Genomic DNA, 14622 nt, shown 5'->3' on the forward strand with positions numbered 1-14622 from the left:
GAATAAGTTCTACTTTCTACGCCAGGTCGTGCCTTGTGGGCCATCTTCCAGCACGATACCCATCTCATTCAGACGGTCACGCGCCTGGTCCGCCAGCGCCCAGTCTTTTGATTGACGCGCGTCGTTACGCTGTTTGATTAGCGCTTCGATTTCGGCAACTTCACTGTCGTCAGACTGCGCACCACCTTGCAGGAAGGATTCTGGATCTTGCTCAAGCAGACCTAACACCGCAGAAAGTTGACGCAGTGCGGCAGCCAGGCCATTTGCCGCTGCTAAGTCTTCGGTTTTCAGGCGGTTTACTTCACGCGCCATATCGAACAACACGGAATAGGCTTCCGGCGTATTGAAATCATCGTCCATCGCTTCACGGAAACGCGCTTCAAATGCTTCGCCGCCCGCAGGCTGAACGCTGGAATCGGTGCCGCGCAGCGCGGTGTACAAACGCTCAAGCGAAGTACGCGCCTGTTTCAGGTTCTCTTCGCTGTAGTTCAGCTGGCTGCGATAGTGACCGGACATCAGGAAATAGCGAATAGTTTCAGCATCGTAATATTTCAGCACGTCACGCACGGTGAAGAAGTTGCCCAGCGATTTAGACATTTTCTCGCGGTCAACCATCACCATGCCGGAGTGCATCCAGGTGTTGACGTACTCGCCGCCGTGCGCACAGGTTGACTGGGCGATTTCGTTTTCGTGGTGCGGGAACATCAAGTCCGAACCGCCACCATGAATATCAAAATGGTTACCGAGCTGTTTGCAGTTCATCGCCGAACATTCGATGTGCCAGCCTGGACGGCCCTCGCCCCAAGGGGATGACCAGCTTGGTTCGCCCGGCTTGGACATTTTCCACAGCACGAAATCCATTGGGTTACGTTTGACGTTCGCTTCGACTTCAACACGCGCACCGGCTTGCAGCTGTTCCAGATCCTGACGGGAAAGTTTGCCGTAATCGACATCGCTTTCTACCGAGAACATCACATCGCCATTGCTGGCAACATAGGCGTGATTGCGCTCAATAAGCTGTTCAACAATTTCGATGATGTCCGGGATATGTTTGGTAGCGCGCGGCTCACTGTCCGGGCGCAAAATATTCAGCGCGTCGAAATCGGTATGCATTTCAGCAACCATGCGATCAACCAGTGCCACAAAATCTTCGCCGTTTTCATTGGCGCGTTTGATAATTTTGTCGTCGATATCGGTAATGTTGCGCACGTATTTCAGCTTATAGCCGAGAAAACGCAGGTAACGCGCTACCACATCAAAGGCAACAAAGGTACGGCCATGTCCGATATGACACAAATCGTAAACGGTGATACCACACACGTACATGCCAACCTCTCCGGCATGAATAGGTTTGAATTCCTCTTTTTGGCGACTCATTGTATTGAAGATTTTTAACATCAGGGGATTCCATGTCAGTGTGTAGAAAACGGTGCAATTGGCTATATTAACCGATTATTTTCCTTCAGGCAGCACGCTTTGCAAGGTTATCGCATGCTGACTCTCAGTGCGCAGTTATGCTATAACAACCACCTTGTGTGGCGGCACCCTCTGCCGGAACACTGTCTGACTAAATATAGGATGCACAGCATGGTTACTTTTCATACTAATCACGGCGATATCGTAATCAAAACTTTTGATGATAAAGCGCCGATCACTGTTAAAAACTTCCTCGAGTACTGCCGCGAAGGTTTCTACGCCAACACTATTTTCCACCGTGTGATCAACGGCTTTATGATCCAGGGCGGCGGTTTCGAACCGGGCATGAACCAGAAAGAAACCAAAGACACCATCCAGAACGAAGCGAATAACGGCCTGAAAAACACCAAAGGTACGCTGGCAATGGCTCGTACCCAGGCGCCACATTCTGCAAGTTCCCAGTTCTTTATTAACGTAGCGGACAACGATTTCCTGAACTTCAGCAGCGAAAGCATGCAAGGTTGGGGTTACTGCGTATTTGCTGAAGTGGTTGAAGGCATGGACGTAGTCGAAAAAATCAAAGGCGTGTCCACTGGTCGCAGCGGTATGCACCAGGACGTTCCTAAAGAAGACGTGGTTATCACTAGCGTAACCGTAAGCGAATAATTCGCCCGATGGCGATGACGCTTTTTATCGCAGATTTGCATCTGTGTTCAGAAGAACCGGCGATTACCGCCGGTTTTCTGCGTTTTCTGGCGGGCACCGCTCGGGAAGCTGATGCGCTCTATATTCTTGGCGATCTGTTTGAAGCCTGGATTGGCGACGATGACCCAGAGCCGCTGCACCGCCAAATCGCCTTAGCCATCAAAGATCTTATGGATTCCGGCGTGCCCTGCTTCTTTATTCATGGCAACCGCGATTTCCTGCTCGGCAAGCGTTTTGCCCGCTTAAGCGGCATGACGTTGCTGCCGGAAGAAAAAATCGTCGAACTGTACGGCCGCAAAATATTGCTGCTGCACGGCGACACGCTGTGTACTGACGACCACGGTTATCAAGCCTTCCGCAAGAAAGTTCACCAGCCCTGGCTGCAATGCTTGTTCCTCGCCCTGCCGCTGTTTATCCGCAAGCGTGTGGCCGTGAAAATGCGCGCCAACAGCAAAGCCTCAAACAGCAGTAAATCGATGGCGATTATGGATGTGAATCAGCATGCGGTTATTGATGCGCTCACCCGCCATCAGGTGCAATGGATGATCCACGGTCATACCCATCGCCCAGAAATTCATCCTATTTCAGCCAACGGCAAACCCGCGTTTCGCTGCGTGCTCGGTGCATGGCATAGCGAAGGGTCGATGATCAAAGTCACTGCCGAAGACGTCGAACTCATCTCCTTCTCTTTTTAAACAAAATCACGCCTTTTTGCTGCCTTGTTGACCACGCAACCGTTTTCCTTGCTCTATGTTCATGCTATTCTCTGAGCCCTTCTGACCGACCGAGCCACGTTCGGTGATGTTTGCATACCCACAGGAGTTTTGAGACGCATGTCCTCCAACCAGACCCCGGCGCGTATCGCCATTGTCATGGGTTCCAAAAGTGACTGGGCTACCATGCAGTTTGCCGCAGAAATCCTCACCGCCCTTGATGTCCCGCACCATGTCGAAGTGGTTTCCGCACACCGCACTCCCGATAAACTTTTCAGCTTTGCTGAACAGGCAAGCGACAACGGTTTGCAGGTGATTATTGCCGGTGCAGGCGGAGCGGCACATTTGCCGGGCATGATCGCAGCAAAAACCCTGGTTCCTGTGCTGGGTGTGCCTGTCCAGAGCGCGGCGTTAAGCGGCGTCGACAGTCTCTATTCCATTGTGCAAATGCCACGTGGTATTCCGGTTGGCACGCTGGCAATCGGCAAAGCGGGTGCGGCGAACGCGGCCCTGCTGGCGGCGCAAATTCTCGCGATCCACGACAAAGCCTTGCATCAGCGCCTTGAAGTGTGGCGTCAAAGCCAGACCGACGAAGTGCTGGAAAACCCGGACCCACGGGGTGAAGCATGAAACGCGTCTGCGTGTTGGGTAACGGCCAGTTAGGCAGAATGCTGCGCCAGGCAGGCGAACCGCTGGGCATCGCGGTTTACCCGGTTGGCCTGGATGCCGAACCTGAAGCCGTGCCATTTGCGCAAAGCGTCATCACCGCAGAAATTGAACGCTGGCCAGAAACCGCCCTCACCCGTGAACTGGCGCGTCATAACGCGTTTGTGAACCGCGATGTGTTCCCGATTATCGCCGACCGTCTGACGCAAAAGCAGCTATTCGATAAGCTCGAACTAGCGACCGCGCCATGGCAGTTACTTTCTAGCCGCGATGAATGGACGGGTGTTTTCCAGAATCTTGGCGAGCTGGCGATTGTGAAGCGTCGCACAGGTGGTTATGACGGGCGTGGGCAGTGGCGTTTACGCAGCGATGAAACGGCTCAGTTGCCGGACGATTGCTACGGCGAATGCATCATTGAGCAAGGTATTAACTTCTCGGGCGAAGTCTCTTTAGTTGGCGCGCGTGGCCACGATGGCACAACTGTGTTTTATCCGTTAACGCACAACCTCCATCAGGACGGTATTCTGCGCACTAGCGTGGTTTTCCCACAGGCTGATATTGAACAACAACAGCAAGCTGAAACGATGCTTTCTGCCATCATGCACGAGCTGAAATATGTCGGCGTCATGGCGATGGAGTGCTTTATCACGCCAGCTGGACTGCTTATCAACGAGCTGGCCCCACGCGTACACAACAGCGGGCACTGGACGCAAAACGGCGCATCGATTAGCCAGTTTGAATTGCATCTACGCGCCATTGTGGACCTGCCGCTGCCGAAACCGGTGGTGAACGCCCCGTCAGTCATGATTAATCTTATCGGCACCGATGTGAATTACGACTGGTTAAAGCTGCCGCTGGTTCATCTGCACTGGTACGATAAAGAGGTGCGCGAAGGCCGCAAAGTGGGCCATCTCAACCTCAACGACAGCGATACCGGCAGACTGTGCGCCTCTCTCGAAGCGATGGTGCCGCTGTTGCCAGCGGAATACGCCAGCGGAATTGCCTGGGCGCAAAGCAAGTTCTAATCTTTCAGCGGGTGGCGATTTGTTCACCCGCTCTTTCACTCAAGTCTCCCCAACCTTTCTTTTCCAGACTCGAAGGCGCACAATCCACGGCGTTTCGGCCTCACTCGCTCTAAGGTTTTTCTATGCAAAACGCTCGTCCTGATACTCAAAATTACGAACATCTGCTGCGCAGCGGTATTCCGCTAATCGACGTGCGCGCTCCGGTTGAATTCAGCCAGGGGGCAATGCCTGCCGCGCTAAATTTCCCGCTGATGACAGATGACGAGCGTGCTGCAGTGGGCACTTGCTATAAACAGCGCGGGCAGCAGGCAGCGGTTGAGCTGGGCCATCGTCTCGTACACGGCGAAATCCGTGAAGCCCGTTTGCAAAAATGGCTGGAAGCGTGTCGACAAAATCCACAGGGATATTTGTGTTGCGCGCGTGGCGGCATGCGTTCGCATCTGGTTCAGGAGTGGTTACGCGAAGCAGGCGTTGACTATCCGCTGGTTGAAGGCGGTTATAAAGCGCTGCGCCATTACGCCATGGACGTGATAGAAGCTCGCTCGCAATGGCCAATGGTGCTCGTCAGCGGAAATACCGGCGGTGGTAAAACGATCCTGATCCGCTCACTGCCGACCGGGATCGATCTTGAAGGGCTGGCGCACCATCGCGGTTCGTCATTTGGCCGCACAATTGTGGAACAACCCTCGCAAACTAACTTTGAAAATAACCTCGCGGTCACGCTGCTTCAAAAAGGCGACAATGCAGAAGTGACATGGGTGGTGGAAGATGAAGGCCGCATGATTGGCTCACGTCATATTCCGGAATGCTTCAGAGAGCAGATGCTGCGCTCGCCGATTGTGGTGATTGAAGACCCGTTTGAGCAGCGTCTGGAGCGTTTGAAATTCGAATATTTTGAGCAAATGAGCGAAGCATTTTTATCAGTACACGACGAAGAGACAGCCTGGCAAAACTACGGTGAATATTTGCATCACGGCCTGTTCGCTATTCGCCGTCGTTTGGGCATGGAGCGTTTTGCGCAATTTAGCAAATATCTGGATGAGGCGTTAGAACTGCAACGTAAAACCGGTTCGGTTGATGGACATCTGGCGTGGCTTGCGCCACTACTTGAAGAGTATTACGACCCGATGTATCGCTATCAGCTCAGTAAGAAAGCGGGAAATATCGTGTTTCGTGGCGACTACAGCCAGGTTGAAGAGTGGCTGCGTAAGCGTACGGGCGAATAGCGCAAGCGCTATCCGCCACAACACGATTAGAAGTCGTAACGCAGACGAACCAGGTTCATATCACCCAGGTTGTCAGTACTGGACGTAAAGACGTGTTCATAATCAACACGGAAACCGTAATCCAGTTGGAAGCTAACACCCACGCCATTATCGATGCGCTGGTAATCGCGACCGTTAATGTAGTCAATGCGGTCGCCCATGAAGTATGGCTGTACGCTTTGAACGGCAAACTGATCCACCGGAATGGTGTAGCCAGCAAAGTATTCCACGCCCCACGCATCACCCGCGAAGTAATCGTTCACATCTACTTTTTTGGTGGTCATGAAGTTCTGATACCAACCGCCGCCAACGCTGAACGTCCAGTTGTCAGGTTTCCAGCTCAGTGCTGTACCGAGGATATTCTGGTCGTAATTTTTACTTTCGCTAGTGCCCGGATCGCGCATTTCTGCACGCGTGTAGTTCCACGCTGTACCCCAGGTCAGATCTTTGGTCAGATGATAATCCACACCCAGTGAACCGCCGCCTTTACGCTTGTAGCGCAGGCCGTTACCCGGCAAATATTCGTCATCGTTGAACAGATAAGAGACATATACATCGGCATCACCGAAAGTATTCTTATATTTCAGCATGGCGCGTGAACGATAAGTACCATCATAGTTGCCATTAATACCATTAGCCGATGCCTGGCCGATCATGTCGTAGTCCCAGATATCGGTTTTCGCGCCCACCACATCGTAATAAACGCTATTTTGTTTACCGTAGGTTAGCTGACCCCAGGTCTTACTTTTAAAACCGGTATAAAGCATACGACGGTCAGTATCATTTGCCCCTTCTGCATAATGATTATCCCAGTCAAATACAGCCGGAATGTTAACCCCAAGTTCGTAATAGGTTATCCAGCTAATATCATCGAAGAGATAATAATCAGCGGTAAAGCGAAAACGAGTGCCGCCATCAAAGCCATTATTCTTATAAGAGCCTTTGTCGCTATCGCCGGTCATCATATTGAATTGCGGACGAATACTACCGCCAACGGTAAAGTTAAGGCGGCTAAGTGGATCACCCGCCTCAGGCGATTGTTTTAACACTGTAATTTCTGCATTAGCAGCAAATGAAGCCATGCCCAATAGCAGACCTGCTCCCACTAATTGTGGAAGAACACGCAATTTTGTTTTCATCAAAAAAACCTGATTACCATACTTATTATTAGAGCTAAAAATATATCCTTTTATTTAACCTGGTATCGGAAAAATTTTTATTGTTTTGTGCCTTTAAAAATAGATCATTTTGTTAATAATTATTAACAAATAAAACAATTGCGCCTGAAATATATTCAAGCACTAACAAAACCGAAATATAAGTTGATTTATAGCGCAATATAACACAAGGAATAAAAAAGCCACGGATAACACCGTGGCCATTTTTTAGATGGAATAATATTCAGGCAACAAACTGGCGGAATAACGCTTTACCTTTCAGCAAACGAATCCCTAACCAGCCGCCACACAGAGAAAGCAGCACCGCACCGGTTAACGGCAGGATTACCCACAACCGCCAGTCTGGTTCCCATGGGAAATCAAACACACGTGTTTGCAGTAGACCGAGCGCAGTTTCAGCACCAATCGCCGCCACCAGCCCGGAAACGAACCCCAGCACTGCAAACTCACACCACAAAGTCGTACGCAGCAGGCGTTTCCCGGCCCCCAGGGTGCGATATACCACCAGTTCCTGATGCCGTTGGCGCATCCCCACTTGAACCTGGGCCAGCAGTAACAGCACACCGCAAGCGGTAACCAGCACCACCATCACTTCCAATGCCCGACTGACCTGTTCCAACACCTGTCCGACCTGGCGCAGAATAGCCCCGATATCCAGCAAACTGACGGTAGGGAATTCACGGTTAAGTTGTGTTAACACGCCATTTTTCCCATCCAGATGGAAGCTCGTCAGCCAGCTTTGCGGTTGGTTATCGAGCGCACCCGGCGGGAAGATAAAGTAGAAATTAGGTCGCAGACTCTCCCAATCCACTTTACGCAGGCTTGAAACTTTCGCCGAGAAATCCTGGGTATCGCCCATAAACGTGACGGTATCTCCCAGTTTAATCTTCAGCCGTTTTGCTACACCTTCGTCCATCGAAACTTCGCCTGCTTTCGGCGGCCAGGAACCAGCAAGTATCGGGTTATGCGTTGGTTTCTGGCTCTGCCACGTCAGGTTTAGCTCGCGGTTAAGCGCCTCGTCCGGGTTGCCCTCGGTGGATTTGCCGTTAATCGCCGTCATGCGCACCCGCACAATCGGGTAGAACGATTCCGGGATTATCTGATGCTCAGCTAAAAACTCTTTCACTGGCTGAACCTGCTCGGTGGCAATGTTTAGCAGGAAATAGTTCGGGCTTTCCGGCGGCAATTGTTGCTGCCAGCGGTCAAGCAAATCGCCACGCAGCACCAATAACAATGCCAGCAACATAAACGATAGCGAGAACGCTGCGAGCTGACTTAAGGTCGCCCATGGCTGGCGCAGAAGACGATTTACAGCCAGGCGCAGCGCGAGGTTTTTCAGCGTCAGCTTCTTCAGAAGCTTCAGTACACCCCAGCCGACAATGCCGCACAAAGCCGCGAGTACAACTGTACCTGCCAGTACAGCCCACAGCAGCGTGCTGCCACCCATAAGCAGCGCTAAAAGTGCAACAACAACTATAAAGATGACGGGCAGATAGATTTTCAACGGCCAGACATTCGCTACCGCATCACGGCGTAATACGCGCAGTGGTTGGGTTGCCAGCAACAGGCGATAAGGACGCAGGCCGACCAATAACGAAATCACCACCATCGAGCCGATTGCCCACATCCAAGGCCACAGACTGGCTGGCGGTAAGGCGGCAGGCAATACAGGTTTAAGCAGGCGCATTAGCACCGCTTCAAACACCAGCCCTGCGGCACCTCCGGTAACGGCCGCCAGCGCCAGCACCATCAACCATTGGCCGATAATCAGCTTGCGCAGTGCAGCACGCCCTGCGCCGAGGGTTTTCAGTATGGCGACTAAATCGTAGCGGCTACGGCAGTAATGATTCATAGCGACCGCAACGGCTGCGACTGCCAGTAATAACGTCAGAAGAGCGGAGAGCAGCAAGAATTGTTGCGAGCGTTCCAGAGACTTCCCGAGAGCGCCATCATCTTGCTCCATACCGTACCAACGCTGTTCCGGTTTAAGCAGTGGAACAACAAATTTTTCAAACTTATCGAGCTGGGCTGGCGTACCGCCAAATTTGTAGCGCCAGGAGATACGGCTCCCTGGCTGCACTGCACCGGTTTTCTCCACATCCGCAAGGTTCATCATCAAGCGCGGGGCCATCTGGAACGGGTTAAACCCAGAATCCGGTTCCTGGATAACTTCGCCCGCGATACGCAATGTGGTGTCGCCTACGTCCAGCGAATCCCCTACTTTGAGATTGAGCAGTGCCATTAAGCGCGGAGCCAACAACACACTTCCCGGCTCAGGTTTCAGTCCCACCGGGTTGGTGTCGAGCTGGCCGTACATCGGGTAAACCTCATCGACGGCTTTAACCGATGCCAGTTGTGGCGTATCCCCGGAAAAGGTCATGGTGGCAAAAGTCAGTTGTTTGCCGACTTTCAGTCCGTCCTTTTTCGCCTGCTCCAGCCATTCCTCAGGCACTTCGCGTGAGCTGCGTAACGCACGGTCACCCGCCATAAAATCACGGCTTTGCTGGTTTAGCCCTTGTTCCATGCGGTCGCTGATATTGCCTAGCGCCAAGACACACGCCACCGCCAGGCTCAACGCCAACCAGACAATCAGTAACGATGGTGAGCGCCATTCGCGCCAGAACCAGCGGGCAATCATGCTTCCTCCCACAGTTGCCCTTCGCGCAGGCGCAGGCGGCGGTCGCAGCGGGCGGCGAGCTGTTCATCGTGCGTGACGAGAATCAGCGTTGTGGCGAAATCGCGGTTTAACGAAAAGAGCAAATCGGCGATGCGGTCGCCGGTGTGGCGATCGAGATTGCCGGTAGGTTCATCGGCAAACAGTACTGTCGGGCGACCATTAAAGGCGCGAGCCAGCGCCACACGCTGCTGCTCACCACCGGAAAGCTGCGCGGGGAGATGATCCAAACGTTTACCCAAGCCAAGTTGTTCGAGCAGCGCTTTGGCCTGGGCGCGACTGGAAGAGTCGTTTTCGCCGCGTAACAATGATGGAAGTTCAACATTTTCCAGCGCGTTTAGCGTGGGGACTAACATAAATGACTGGAACACAAAGCCGACGTTTTTCGCCCGCAGCGCCGCGCGCGCTTCTTCGTCCATGCTGTGTAACGGCTGGCCGCACAGGTGAACTTCCCCTTCGCTGCCATCATCAAGCCCGGCGAGGATCGCCAGTAGTGTAGACTTCCCGGAGCCGGACTCACCGATTAACGCAATGGTCTGCGCCGGTTTGACAACCAGCTCAACTCCGGTAAGGATGGAGAGCTGATGTTCCCCAGTTCCTACGGACTTACTAAGATGATGAACTTCAACAATGTTTTCCGCTGGCATTTGCCCTTCCTGTTTCTGGCTTTGATGACCTGTCGTGCCGCTTTTGCGGACACGTTGTTGATTCTGGGTGATAGCCTGAGCGCGGGTTACCGAATGTCGGCAACGGCGGCCTGGCCTGCTCTGCTGGATAAGAAATGGAACCAGCAAAATACTAGAGTTGTGAACGCCAGTATTAGTGGCGACACCGCACCACAAGGGCTGGCACGCTTACCCGCGCTGCTGAAACAGCATCAGCCTCGCTGGGTATTAATTGAGCTTGGCGGTAACGATGGCCTGCGCGGGTTTCAGCCACAAGCCATCGAGAAAAGTCTGCGCCAGATAATTAACGATGTGAAAGCGGCAAACGCTCAACCATTGCTGATGCAAATACGTCTGCCTGCAAACTACGGGCGTCGTTATAATGAGTCGTTTAGCGCTATTTATCCGCAACTTGCCAAAGAGTTTTCTATCCCTCTTCTGCCATTTTTTATGGAGGAGGTCTATTTGAAACCGCAATGGATGCAGGATGACGGTATACATCCGAATAGTGATGCTCAGCCGTTTATCGCCGACTGGATGTCTTCCCGTCTGGCACCTTTAGTTAAACATGACTCATGAACAATCGGGGCACCTCTCGGGTAAAGTTATGCAAAAATCAGTTTTAATTACAGGTTGTTCCAGCGGTATTGGTTTTGCCTGCGCACAAGATTTAAAGCAGAAGGGTTATCACGTTCTGGCAGCCTGCCGTAAACCCGCAGATGCTGAGCGCATGAACCAGGCCGGATTTACCGGCGTGTTGCTCGACCTCGACTCGCCCGAGAGTGTGAAAGCGGCGGCGGAACAAGTCATTGAACTGACCGGAAACCGCCTTTACGGGCTGTTTAATAATGGCGGGTACGGCGTTTATGGCCCGTTGCAAACCCTTTCACGCGGCCAACTTGAGCAACAGTTTTCGACCAATTTATTCGGCACCCACCAACTCACCATGTTGCTTCTGCCGGCCATGTTACCGCACCGCGAAGGGCGCATTGTGATGACCAGCTCGGTTATGGGACTGGTTTCTACCCCCGGTCGTGGTGCTTATGCCGCCAGTAAATACGCCCTGGAAGCCTGGTCCGATGCACTACGTATGGAACTGCATCACAGCGGTATTAAAGTCAGCTTGATTGAGCCCGGCCCGATTCGCACTCAGTTCACGCAGAACGTCAACCAGACTCAAGCTGACCATCCGGTAGAAAACCCAGGGATTGCCGCACGCTTTACACTCGGCCCGGAAGCGGTAGTGGAAAAAGTGCGCCATGCTTTTGAAAGCTCAAACCCGAAATTACGCTATCCAGTGACGCTGGTCGCCCACGCTTTAACGTGGTTACGCCGCCTGTTACCTGGCCGTATGTTGGATAAAATTTTACGTGGTTAGTTGAAGGACAGCTCCTTGCCCCCATGTAAAAGCAAATCTTTATAAGGAATTGATTTATGTCTGCCCAATACAATATCGACATCACCGAAGCGAACATGCACCAGGTGCTGGAACAGTCCGTTACTACACCGATTCTGTTCTACTTCTGGTCAGCACGCAGCCAACACTGCGAACAGTTAACACCGGTTCTGGATAAGCTTGCAGCTCAGTATCAAGGGCAGTTTATCCTTGCCAAAGTAGACTGCGATGCAGAGCAAATGGTTGCATCTCAGTTTGGTTTGCGCAGCATCCCAACGGTTTATTTGTTCCAGAATGGTCAACCTGTTGATGGCTTCCAGGGGCCACAGCCAGAAGAAGCGATTCGCGCGCTGCTGGAAAAAGTTCTGCCGCGTGAAGAAGAGCTGAAAGCGCAAGAAGCGATGCTGCTGATGCAAGAAGGCAAACACGCTGAAGCGCTGCCATTGCTCAAAGACGCCTGGCAGATTTCCAACCAGAACAGTGAAATTGGTCTGATGCTGGCGGAAGTGCAAATTGCACTGAACCGTAGCGAAGATGCAGAAGCGGTACTGAAAACTATTCCATTGCAGGATCAAGATACCCGTTATCAGGGCCTGGTTGCTCAAATCGACCTGCTGAAGCTAGCCGCCGACACACCAGAAATTCAGCTGCTGCAACAGCAAGTTGAGCAAGATCCTGAAAACGCACTGTTAGCCAGCCAGCTGGCACTGCAACTGCATCAGGTCGGGCGTAACGAAGAAGCGCTGGAACTGCTGTTTAGTCATCTGAAAAAAGACCTCGGTGCCGCCGATGGCCAGGTGCGCAAAATGCTGATGGAGATCCTTGCAGCTCTTGGAACCGGTGATGCGCTGGCATCAAAATATCGCCGCCAAATGTATTCGCTGCTGTATTAAGACTGCGTTGATCAAATGACCTGATTCAAACTGAATCTTTCCACGTAAAGGGTTAGACTTACATCAAATAAACAATGGAGGTTTTTTTGATGCTAATCGTCATTCCCGTACTGATCCTCGTCGCGCTGATTATCGTCGGCGCCGGGGTAAAAATCGTGCCGCAGGGCTACCAATGGACCGTGGAGCGCTTCGGCCGTTACACCAAAACCCTGATGCCGGGCTTAAGCCTTGTGGTGCCATTTATGGACCGTATTGGCCGCAAAATCAATATGATGGAGCAAGTGCTCGACATCCCTTCTCAGGAAATTATCTCTAAAGATAACGCCAACGTCGCCATCGACGCGGTGTGCTTTATTCAGGTCGTTGACGCCCCTCGCGCGGCATACGAAGTCAGTAATCTTGAGCTGGCTATCATGAACCTCACCATGACTAACATCCGTACCGTGCTCGGCTCGATGGAACTGGACGAAATGCTCTCGCAGCGTGACAACATCAACACGCGCCTGCTGCATATCGTTGATGAAGCCACCAATCCGTGGGGTATCAAAATCACCCGTATTGAGATTCGTGACGTTCGCCCACCGGCTGAACTGATTGACGCGATGAATGCGCAGATGAAAGCTGAACGTACCAAGCGTGCGTACATTCTCGAAGCTGAAGGTATTCGTCAGGCGGAAATCGTCAAAGCCGAAGGGGATAAGCAGTCTAAAATCCTGAAAGCGGAAGGTGAACGCCAGTCAGCATTCTTACAGGCTGAAGCCCGTGAACGTAGTGCGGAAGCAGAAGCAGCGGCGACAAAAATGGTTTCTGAAGCTATTGCTGCCGGGGATATCCAGGCAATTAACTACTTTGTTGCCCAGAAATATACCGACGCGCTGCAACAGATTGGTTCGGCCAATAACAGCAAAGTGGTGCTGATGCCGCTTGATGCCACAAGCCTGATGGGCTCGATTGCCGGTATTAGTGAACTTATCGCGCAAAGCGGTAACGAGCGTAAAAGATGATTGCCCTGCTATTTACCCATGCGCATATCTTCTGGCTAACGCTGGGTGGCCTGCTGCTGGCGGCTGAAATGCTTGGTGCCAGTGGTTATCTGCTGTGGAGCGGTGTTGCGGCTGTACTCACAGGTTTATTGGTGTGGATGGTGCCGCTGGGCTGGGAATGGCAAGGCGTTTGCTTTGCGGTACTCACACTGGTTGCCGCTTTTCTGTGGTGGCGCTGGCTGTCGACACGTAAACAGCAGGAGCCGGGCGAAGTGCTCAATCAACGCGGCCACCAGCTTATTGGCAGGCGTTTGCGTTTGGAAACCGCGTTAGTCAATGGCCGCGGCCATGTCCGGGTAGCCGATAGCTCATGGCCGGTGATGGCAGATAGCGATTTGACAGCAGGCACCGATATTGTAGTGGTCGCCGTTGAAGGGATTACGTTGAAGGTGAAGGCCGTTCAAGCGTGAGTTAATCAGATGGCGCTACGCTAATCCAAACCAGGATTGCGTAGCGACTGATTACTGACGATGGCAGCAACCCGAGAGGTTGTCGATAATCGGGCAATCTGCGCTATCGTCCCCTGGGCAAGATTCGGCAAGCGCCAGCAGTTGTTGGCGCATCGCCTGAAGCTCAGTGATATGTTTTTCAATATCCGCCACTTTTTGTAGCGTGCGGGTTTTCACATCCGCACTGTGTCGCGCCGGGTCGTTAAACAAGTTGACCAGCTCGCGACACTCTTCAAGATTAAACCCCACCTGCCGTGCCTGGCGCAGCAAGGTCAGCTCATCAAGATGCTTTTGCGAATAGCTACGGTAGCCGTTTTCAGAACGAAGCGGTGTTGTCACTAGCCCCTTTTCTTCATAAAAACGAATCGCTTTGCTGGTTAAACCGGTCCTTTTCGCTACATCGCTGATGTTCATGTTTCCTCCGGGAGGTTCATTTCAATGATGCTATCCCCAAACCATTCGAGTTGCAGGAAGGCGGCAAGGGGGTTTATCCCCAGGAGCTTACTAAAGTAAGTGACTGGGGTAAACTCACGC

Annotated in this window: 15 protein-coding genes; 10 read left to right on the forward strand and 5 right to left on the reverse strand. The window is 52.3% G+C overall.

Annotation, left to right across the window (positions count from 1 at the left end):
• Nucleotides 1-9: 9 nt before the first annotated feature.
• Nucleotides 10-1398, reverse strand: coding sequence for a cysteine--tRNA ligase (cysS, locus tag LVQ76_RS01920; RefSeq protein ID WP_232864168.1), 1389 nt, complete (start codon nucleotides 1396-1398; stop codon nucleotides 10-12).
• Nucleotides 1399-1587: 189 nt separating this feature from the next.
• Here cysS and ppiB point away from each other — a divergent pair, with 189 nt between their 5' ends.
• The 5 genes from ppiB to mnmH all read left to right on the forward strand — a co-directional run bounded on the left by ppiB (nucleotide 1588) and on the right by mnmH (nucleotide 5751).
• Nucleotides 1588-2082: a peptidylprolyl isomerase B gene (gene ppiB / locus LVQ76_RS01925; protein ID WP_232920844.1), complete on the forward strand. Its 495-nt coding sequence runs from the start codon at nucleotides 1588-1590 to the stop codon at nucleotides 2080-2082.
• A 14-nt stretch (nucleotides 2083-2096) separates the two neighbouring features.
• Complete coding sequence (gene lpxH / locus LVQ76_RS01930) at nucleotides 2097-2816, forward strand: UDP-2,3-diacylglucosamine diphosphatase (RefSeq protein WP_232920917.1); 720 nt, start codon at nucleotides 2097-2099, stop codon at nucleotides 2814-2816.
• Between the two features lie 138 nt (nucleotides 2817-2954).
• Entirely contained in the window at nucleotides 2955-3464 is a 510-nt protein-coding gene (gene purE, locus LVQ76_RS01935) for a 5-(carboxyamino)imidazole ribonucleotide mutase (RefSeq protein WP_232864165.1), read from the forward strand.
• Complete coding sequence (gene purK / locus LVQ76_RS01940; protein WP_232864164.1) at nucleotides 3461-4525, forward strand: 5-(carboxyamino)imidazole ribonucleotide synthase; 1065 nt, start codon at nucleotides 3461-3463, stop codon at nucleotides 4523-4525. Before purE ends, purK begins: the two co-directional genes overlap by 4 nt.
• A gap of 122 nt (nucleotides 4526-4647) precedes the next feature.
• The gene (gene mnmH, locus LVQ76_RS01945) at nucleotides 4648-5751 is read left to right on the forward strand and encodes a tRNA 2-selenouridine(34) synthase MnmH (protein WP_232864163.1); all 1104 of its coding nucleotides are present in this window, start codon (nucleotides 4648-4650) and stop codon (nucleotides 5749-5751) included.
• A gap of 26 nt (nucleotides 5752-5777) precedes the next feature.
• Here mnmH and LVQ76_RS01950 read toward each other — a convergent pair whose 3' ends face one another.
• The 3 genes from LVQ76_RS01950 to ybbA all read right to left on the reverse strand — a co-directional run bounded on the left by LVQ76_RS01950 (nucleotide 5778) and on the right by ybbA (nucleotide 10289).
• A complete protein-coding gene (locus tag LVQ76_RS01950) occupies nucleotides 5778-6929 on the reverse strand; it encodes a porin (RefSeq protein ID WP_370640051.1) in 1152 nt (383 codons plus the stop codon).
• 262 nt (nucleotides 6930-7191) lie between these two features.
• Nucleotides 7192-9606, reverse strand: a complete 2415-nt coding sequence (ybbP, locus tag LVQ76_RS01955) for a putative ABC transporter permease subunit YbbP (RefSeq protein WP_232920845.1) — start codon at nucleotides 9604-9606, stop codon at nucleotides 7192-7194.
• Nucleotides 9603-10289: a putative ABC transporter ATP-binding protein YbbA gene (gene ybbA / locus LVQ76_RS01960; RefSeq protein ID WP_232904133.1), complete on the reverse strand. Its 687-nt coding sequence runs from the start codon at nucleotides 10287-10289 to the stop codon at nucleotides 9603-9605. Before ybbA ends, ybbP begins: the two co-directional genes overlap by 4 nt.
• On the opposite strand from ybbA, the gene tesA reads away from it, so the two are divergent.
• The 5 genes from tesA (at nucleotide 10257) to LVQ76_RS01985 (ending at nucleotide 14049) form a co-directional block, all read left to right on the forward strand.
• Nucleotides 10257-10886, forward strand: coding sequence for a multifunctional acyl-CoA thioesterase I/protease I/lysophospholipase L1 (gene tesA, locus LVQ76_RS01965; RefSeq protein ID WP_232864160.1), 630 nt, complete (start codon nucleotides 10257-10259; stop codon nucleotides 10884-10886). The genes ybbA and tesA overlap by 33 nt on opposite strands.
• Nucleotides 10876-11685, forward strand: coding sequence for an SDR family oxidoreductase (locus tag LVQ76_RS01970; RefSeq protein ID WP_232920846.1), 810 nt, complete (start codon nucleotides 10876-10878; stop codon nucleotides 11683-11685). The genes tesA and LVQ76_RS01970 overlap by 11 nt, the downstream gene beginning before the upstream one ends.
• A gap of 56 nt (nucleotides 11686-11741) precedes the next feature.
• The gene (locus tag LVQ76_RS01975) at nucleotides 11742-12596 is read left to right on the forward strand and encodes a co-chaperone YbbN (protein WP_232864158.1); all 855 of its coding nucleotides are present in this window, start codon (nucleotides 11742-11744) and stop codon (nucleotides 12594-12596) included.
• Nucleotides 12597-12685: 89 nt separating this feature from the next.
• A complete protein-coding gene (locus tag LVQ76_RS01980; RefSeq protein ID WP_064516777.1) occupies nucleotides 12686-13600 on the forward strand; it encodes an SPFH domain-containing protein in 915 nt (304 codons plus the stop codon).
• A complete protein-coding gene (locus tag LVQ76_RS01985; RefSeq protein ID WP_232864157.1) occupies nucleotides 13597-14049 on the forward strand; it encodes an NfeD family protein in 453 nt (150 codons plus the stop codon). Before LVQ76_RS01980 ends, LVQ76_RS01985 begins: the two co-directional genes overlap by 4 nt.
• 51 nt (nucleotides 14050-14100) lie before the next feature.
• Here LVQ76_RS01985 and cueR read toward each other — a convergent pair whose 3' ends face one another.
• The gene (gene cueR / locus LVQ76_RS01990; RefSeq protein ID WP_232920847.1) at nucleotides 14101-14502 is read right to left on the reverse strand and encodes a Cu(I)-responsive transcriptional regulator; all 402 of its coding nucleotides are present in this window, start codon (nucleotides 14500-14502) and stop codon (nucleotides 14101-14103) included.
• Between the last annotated feature and the right edge of the window lie 120 nt (nucleotides 14503-14622).

This window comes from Buttiauxella cochleicola (assembly GCF_021283185.1).
Taxonomy (GTDB): domain Bacteria; phylum Pseudomonadota; class Gammaproteobacteria; order Enterobacterales; family Enterobacteriaceae; genus Buttiauxella; species Buttiauxella massiliensis.

Coding starts and splice junctions, on each gene's coding strand:
- LVQ76_RS01970 (WP_232920846.1), top strand. CDS start 10,876: ATGACTCATGAACAATCGGGGCACCTCTCGGGTAAAGTTATGCAAAAA.
- cueR (WP_232920847.1), bottom strand. CDS start 14,502: ATGAACATCAGCGATGTAGCGAAAAGGACCGGTTTAACCAGCAAAGCG.
- LVQ76_RS01950 (WP_370640051.1), bottom strand. CDS start 6,929: ATGAAAACAAAATTGCGTGTTCTTCCACAATTAGTGGGAGCAGGTCTG.
- mnmH (WP_232864163.1), top strand. CDS start 4,648: ATGCAAAACGCTCGTCCTGATACTCAAAATTACGAACATCTGCTGCGC.
- purE (WP_232864165.1), top strand. CDS start 2,955: ATGTCCTCCAACCAGACCCCGGCGCGTATCGCCATTGTCATGGGTTCC.
- purK (WP_232864164.1), top strand. CDS start 3,461: ATGAAACGCGTCTGCGTGTTGGGTAACGGCCAGTTAGGCAGAATGCTG.
- ppiB (WP_232920844.1), top strand. CDS start 1,588: ATGGTTACTTTTCATACTAATCACGGCGATATCGTAATCAAAACTTTT.
- cysS (WP_232864168.1), bottom strand. CDS start 1,398: ATGTTAAAAATCTTCAATACAATGAGTCGCCAAAAAGAGGAATTCAAA.
- ybbA (WP_232904133.1), bottom strand. CDS start 10,289: ATGCCAGCGGAAAACATTGTTGAAGTTCATCATCTTAGTAAGTCCGTA.
- lpxH (WP_232920917.1), top strand. CDS start 2,097: ATGACGCTTTTTATCGCAGATTTGCATCTGTGTTCAGAAGAACCGGCG.
- LVQ76_RS01975 (WP_232864158.1), top strand. CDS start 11,742: ATGTCTGCCCAATACAATATCGACATCACCGAAGCGAACATGCACCAG.
- ybbP (WP_232920845.1), bottom strand. CDS start 9,606: ATGATTGCCCGCTGGTTCTGGCGCGAATGGCGCTCACCATCGTTACTG.
- LVQ76_RS01985 (WP_232864157.1), top strand. CDS start 13,597: ATGATTGCCCTGCTATTTACCCATGCGCATATCTTCTGGCTAACGCTG.
- LVQ76_RS01980 (WP_064516777.1), top strand. CDS start 12,686: ATGCTAATCGTCATTCCCGTACTGATCCTCGTCGCGCTGATTATCGTC.
- tesA (WP_232864160.1), top strand. CDS start 10,257: ATGATGAACTTCAACAATGTTTTCCGCTGGCATTTGCCCTTCCTGTTT.